The sequence below is a fragment of the Anaerococcus hydrogenalis DSM 7454 genome (assembly GCF_000173355.1).
Taxonomy (GTDB): Bacteria; Bacillota; Clostridia; order Tissierellales; family Peptoniphilaceae; genus Anaerococcus; species Anaerococcus hydrogenalis.
Genome location: NZ_ABXA01000048.1, coordinates 1 through 5561, shown reverse-complemented (window position 1 = coordinate 5561; position 5561 = coordinate 1). Strand labels below are relative to the sequence as shown.

Genomic DNA, 5561 nt, shown 5'->3' with positions numbered 1-5561 from the left:
AATAGGCAGCATACTTCGAGAATTATGCTCAAGAAAAGGGATAAACATAATAGAAGCAGAGTTATGTCCAGATCATATCCATATGCTGGTAGAAATACCACCAAAGTACTCAATATCACAAATAATGGGAATATTTAAAAGGAAAAAGTTCACTGATAATATTCGATAGACACGCAAACCTAAAATATAAATATGGCAACAGACACTTTTGGTGTAGAGGATATTATGTAGATACAGTAGGAAGAAATGAAAAGAAAATAAAAGAATATATACAAAATCAATTAAAAGAAGATTATTACACTGACCAAATAAGTATAAAAGAATACTATGACCCGTTTACGGGAGAGTCAGTAAATAAAAACAAATAAAAAAACTGCTTAAGCAGTAGTTGGGATAGTGGTGCATGTGACAGAATACTCGACAGCCCCAATAGGGGCGTGCCGGTATTCGCGCCTTATAGGCGCTGTGCAAACTACCAGCTAAGCTGGTAGTTTTGATTATAGTAGTTGATGTAAGTATTTTTTGCTATAGTAAAAATATAGGCCTTAATATTTCTAGTATTTTCTATTTTCTTACTATTATTTATGACTTTTAGAAAAGTTTCGCTTGTTATATCCTGGGCTACGTCCTTATTTTTACTCAAAGAGAGCAAAAATCTATAAACATCTTCAAAGTATATTCTATATATTTTTTCGATATCCATTTTGCCCTCCTCACTCTTTTTGATATAATAATATTATCAAATATTAAAGGAGATGCCATGAGAAATAAAGAACTTTATGAAAGGATATTTTTACGAACAACAATTATTATTTTAACCATATTATTTTTATTATTCCTTGCACCAGCCCTATTAAATGCCCTCATGCCCATAATACTAGCTCTAGTAATCGTGGGATTATTGGCACCATCTATAAGAAAGATTGACCATATCCTGCCAATCAAACACAAGGCGGTATCCTACCTGCTTGGTACAATCCTGCTCTTGCTTCTATTATTTTTCTTGGTATGGTTTGTTCAGTTTATAGTAAATCAAGTCTCTGGCTTGGTAGGTAATATCATTAGCAATTGGGATAAGATTGTATCTTCTGTAAATACTTGGATCAATGATGCCAATTCACAGATTAACCTCATGCCAGACTATGTATCAAACACAATAAGGTCTGGACTTAAGTCTTTGTATGAATGGTTGGGTAGCTTACAAAAAAACGCAATCAATATTACCTTTGGCTTTACCCAAGCTTTTATAAATACCTCCAATGAAATAATATTTTTTGTGATTACTTTTGTAGTTGCATTTTATATAATACTTGGCGATATGCAAAATGTTTATGATAAATACCATCTATTGATACCAGAAAAGTCAAAGAATAACCTTTCTTTGATAAGGGCTGTCTTTAAGAATTCAACCTGGAATTATATAAAATCCCAACTAAAACTAGCCTTTCTGTGCACAATAATAATGGCGATTTTCCTGTTTTTCATAGGCCAACAATACTTCATGCCAATAGCCCTAATATTAGGATTTGTAGACCTACTTCCTATGATTGGTCCTATAATAGTCCTCTTGCCATGGTCAATAATAGAACTACTTATCTTTGATAATACCATAAAATCCTTAGGACTATTGATTGTATTGACAGCTTGGACTGGGCTTAGACAAGTCATAGCTCCAAAGGTAATAGGAAGTTCTGCAGATATACACCCAATTCTATCAGTTATAGCTCTTTATGCTGGACTTAAACTTTTTGGAGTGATGGGAGCCATATTGTTGCCAGTTGTATTTATATTTATTGTAGGAATTTATAGGTCTGGAATAATTGATAATTGGATTTATGATTATAAACTATTTTTTAAATATATTAGTGATACATTAAACATTGGAAAAAGAAAACTGGATATTCCAGATGAAGAAAATTAAAAATTAAGTATAGTGTTCTTAGTGATAACAATTATCAGTAAGGAGATATTATGGATAAATTTCAAGTTAAGATTTTGGATATAAAAGAAGAATACAAATATGTATGGACATATACCTTAGAAAAACCCGATGATTTAAATTGGGATGAGGGTTCTAGCTTTCATCTGGCTCTACCAGGTTACGATGAGACAGGAGAGGTAAATAAAAAACTAATTCATCACTTAAGTATAAACACACTTACAAGTGAGGGGAATATTAGATTTACTACAAAAATTCCTATAAGAAAATCACCTTTTAAGAAGACTTTATCGATTCTTAAGATTGGAGATACAGTAACAATTTTTAAGCTAAAATCTCACATGTCCTTAAAAAGAGAAAATAGACCGCTTGTTGCCCTTTCTCAAGGTCTTGCAATGTCAACTATTAGGCCACTTATAAAAAGATTTGAAGAAGATAACACAGATATTCCAGAATTCATAAGTGTAAATGTAAATACCAAGGATACTCATCTTTACGAAAGTGATTTTGAAAATATTGACGGATCACTTTTAGTCAAATATTGGCTAGATAGTAGAAGCGACTATCTTGAGAAAATAAAAGAGCTTGCTAATGATAGGTCAGACTCATATTTTTATGTGGTTGGTAGCGAAAATTTCTTGTTGGATACTCTATTTGTTTTATTAGAAGAAGGAATAAGTGAACAAGCCATTGTTATCGATAAGGATAAGGAAAAAAGAGATATCTTTTTACAAAGCTTAGAAAATTATAATATTATATACTAAAAATTGATGGCATTGCCATCTTTTTTTATATAAAGGAGAAAAAATGGAAAAAGTTGGATGCTACATACATATTCCTTTTTGTCAAAAAAAGTGCTATTACTGTGATTTTTGTGCATATATGAATGTAGAAAATAGGGTTGAACCCTATATAAAAAATTTAATAAAGGAAATTAAGCTCTACCAAGAAAGACTAAATATAGAAATAGATACTATTCACATAGGTGGGGGTACTCCTTCTTATGTAGATGCAAAATATATTGAAGAAATAGTAAATGAAATAAAGAAATTTAAGATAGAGAAAATAAAAGAATTTACCATAGAATGTAATCCAAACTCTATATCTAAGGAAAAACTAGCAATCTATAAGGATATTGGTATCAATAGGATTTCTCTTGGTGTCCAATCTTTTGATGATGAAGTCTTAAAAGAAATTGGCAGAAATCATACAGCGGATATTGCCCTAAAAGATATAGATATGATCAGGGATGCTGGCTTTGACAACTTATCCTTTGACCTCATGCTCAATCTTCCAAGGCAAACTTATAAGTCTGTTAAAAATGAACTAGCTATGGTAAAAAAGATTTCTCCTGAACACATATCATGGTGTTCTCTTATTCTAGAAGAAGGATCAAGATTTTATGCTTTAGATAAAAAAGGGCAAGCTAGACTTGATGGAAGATGACCTAGAGGTAGATATATTTTCATTTCTTGTTGATGAATTAGATAAATTGGGACTTAAAAGATATGAGATATCTAATTTCGCAAGATTTGGGAAGGAATCAATTCATAACAAGAAATATTGGAATATAGATGACTATATAGCCTTTGGCCTGGGAGCTTCGGGATTTTTATCCAATAAGAGATATAACAACACTAGAAATTTTGTAAAATATGACAAGGCTATTAGAGAAGCAAGGTATCCTATCGTTTTTGAAGATTTTATAGATAAGGATGAAAGAGAAAAGGAATATATTATCTTTAAGCTTAGAGAAAGCTCTGGTATAAATCTATTAGAGTTTAAGGAAAAATTTGCTTGTGATTTCTTAGTTAAATATAAGGATGTGATAGAAAAATTCAAGGACCAGGATTTTTATAAGCTTGATGATAATTTCTATTTTACTAAAAAAGGAATGAGTCTTTCCAATGAATTCTATATTGAAATCATTTAAACTTTAGTGAATTATATTTTCCTAAGTGGGTAAATATCATATAGAACATAGAAGGAGATTATATTATGGAAATTAAAAAAGTTACTGTTGCAGGCGGTGGAGTTTTGGGAGCTCAAATTGCCTATGCCGCTGCCTTTCATGGTTTTGACGTTACTATATGGGGAAGAAGCGAAGGTTCGATTGAAAGAGCTAAGCCAAGGATTAACAAGGTATATGAGACTTATACGAAAGAATTGGAACTTGCACCAAGATACATCGGAGCAGAATTCCCAAACTATCCTAGGTCATTTTTTGATGATGTTAAGGATATAAATTTAGAAAAGATCGAAGAGTTAAAGAAAAATAACGAAAAAGCCTACAAAGATTTAAAATACACAGTCGACTTAGAAGAGGCCTTTGCTGATTGTGATCTTGTTATAGAGGCTATAGCAGAGAAAGTTGACGAGAAAAGGGCCTTTTATGAGAAGATTAAGGATATCTTAAAGGATGACGCAATACTTGCTTCAAACTCTTCAACCTTTATGCCATCAATGCTTAAAGACTTCACTGGAAGAGAAGAAAGATTCCTTCACTTACACTTCGCAAACAGTATCCATAGACAAAATTTAGCAGAAGTTATGGGTCATGATACTACAAGTAAGGAAGTTATAGATATTGTAGCTCAATTTGCAAGAGATATAGGAATGTATCCTGCTATTATAAAGAAAGAGAATCCCGGCTATATCTTAAACTCAATACTCGTTCCTCTATTAGATGCAGCTCTCGCTCTTTACGGAGATGATATTGCGGAGCCAAAAGATATAGATATGGACTGGAAGATAGGATCAGGTTCGCCAAAGGGTCCTTTCGAGATGATCGATATAATAGGAATTAATACCGTAATTAATGTTACTAGCACTAGAGAAGATGCCAAGGATCCATCAACTCCTATGGGCAAGGCTCTTAAGAAACTTAAAGAAAGAGAAGCCAAGGGACTTAAGGGAATTGAGACAGGAGAAGGCTTCTACAAATACAGATAAATTAATAATGCTTCTGAGCTTAAGTCTTGGGAGCATTTTTATTGTCCACTTAAGTGAGTTGAGCGAACGAAAGAGAGCGAAACAATAAACCACCTGCTATGCAGGTGGAGGGATTAAGCTTTAGCTTCAAGCACCAAGAAAACCTCCTTAAAGTATAATTGTGATAGTCACATGCACAATTAAACAAGACCAGCTATCAAATGTCAAGAGAAATAGAAATAATTAATCTTGTAATTTATGGCACGTCAAACAAGCCTAAAATTAGGCTTAGAAACTAAATAACAATTAAATATTAGGTATGTAAGCTTTGTTATCCCTCAAACAGCAAAATAATGTTAGTAAGTTTTCTAGCAACTGCACCAATAGCTGTACCATGAGCTTTACCCCTTTGTCTAAGTTTTTGATAATACACAGACAGAGCAGGATCTTTAAAGGCAGCAACACTAGCAGCAAGCCAAATAGCACGTCTAAGATAAGGAGAACCACGTTTAGAAATCTTAGTATCGGTAGCATTAAAATTTCCAGATTGCTTAACAGCAACATCTAAACCAGCATAAGCAACTAACTGATTAGCTCTCTCAAATCGTGAAACATCACCGATTTCTGAGAAAATAGCAGCGCCTAAGACATCACCAATACCAGTGATAGAAGTAATAACAGGGCATAAAGA

The 5561-nt window shown here is 32.7% G+C and carries 6 protein-coding genes and 2 pseudogenes; 6 read left to right on the top strand and 2 right to left on the bottom strand.

Annotation, left to right across the window (positions count from 1 at the left end):
- Window positions 1-368: pseudogene (gene tnpA, locus ANHYDRO_RS09795) on the top strand (IS200/IS605 family transposase); the annotation flags it as partial.
- A gap of 104 nt (window positions 369-472) precedes the next feature.
- On the opposite strand, the gene ANHYDRO_RS08855 reads toward tnpA, so the two are convergent.
- Window positions 473-703 (bottom strand): RNA polymerase sigma factor, encoded by a 231-nt coding sequence (locus ANHYDRO_RS08855; protein ID WP_004815884.1) that lies wholly within the window; start codon window positions 701-703, stop codon window positions 473-475.
- A 57-nt stretch (window positions 704-760) separates the two neighbouring features.
- Between ANHYDRO_RS08855 and ANHYDRO_RS08850 the strand changes: the two genes are divergently transcribed.
- The 5 genes from ANHYDRO_RS08850 to ANHYDRO_RS08835 all read left to right on the top strand — a co-directional run bounded on the left by ANHYDRO_RS08850 (window position 761) and on the right by ANHYDRO_RS08835 (window position 4891).
- On the top strand, window positions 761-1921 hold the full coding sequence (locus ANHYDRO_RS08850; RefSeq protein WP_004815883.1) for an AI-2E family transporter: 1161 nt from the start codon (window positions 761-763) through the stop codon (window positions 1919-1921).
- Window positions 1922-1971: 50 nt separating this feature from the next.
- Window positions 1972-2703: a hypothetical protein gene (locus tag ANHYDRO_RS08845; protein ID WP_004815882.1), complete on the top strand. Its 732-nt coding sequence runs from the start codon at window positions 1972-1974 to the stop codon at window positions 2701-2703.
- Between the two features lie 43 nt (window positions 2704-2746).
- Entirely contained in the window at window positions 2747-3385 is a 639-nt protein-coding gene (gene hemW, locus ANHYDRO_RS10070; RefSeq protein ID WP_167317463.1) for a radical SAM family heme chaperone HemW, read from the top strand.
- On the top strand, window positions 3375-3872 hold the full coding sequence (locus tag ANHYDRO_RS10065; protein WP_004815880.1) for a HemN: 498 nt from the start codon (window positions 3375-3377) through the stop codon (window positions 3870-3872). The genes hemW and ANHYDRO_RS10065 overlap by 11 nt, the downstream gene beginning before the upstream one ends.
- 65 nt (window positions 3873-3937) lie before the next feature.
- Window positions 3938-4891, top strand: a complete 954-nt coding sequence (locus tag ANHYDRO_RS08835) for a 3-hydroxyacyl-CoA dehydrogenase (RefSeq protein WP_004815879.1) — start codon at window positions 3938-3940, stop codon at window positions 4889-4891.
- A 285-nt stretch (window positions 4892-5176) separates the two neighbouring features.
- Here the strand turns inward: ANHYDRO_RS08835 and ANHYDRO_RS08830 are convergent.
- A pseudogene (locus ANHYDRO_RS08830) lies at window positions 5177-5561 on the bottom strand (transposase); the annotation flags it as partial.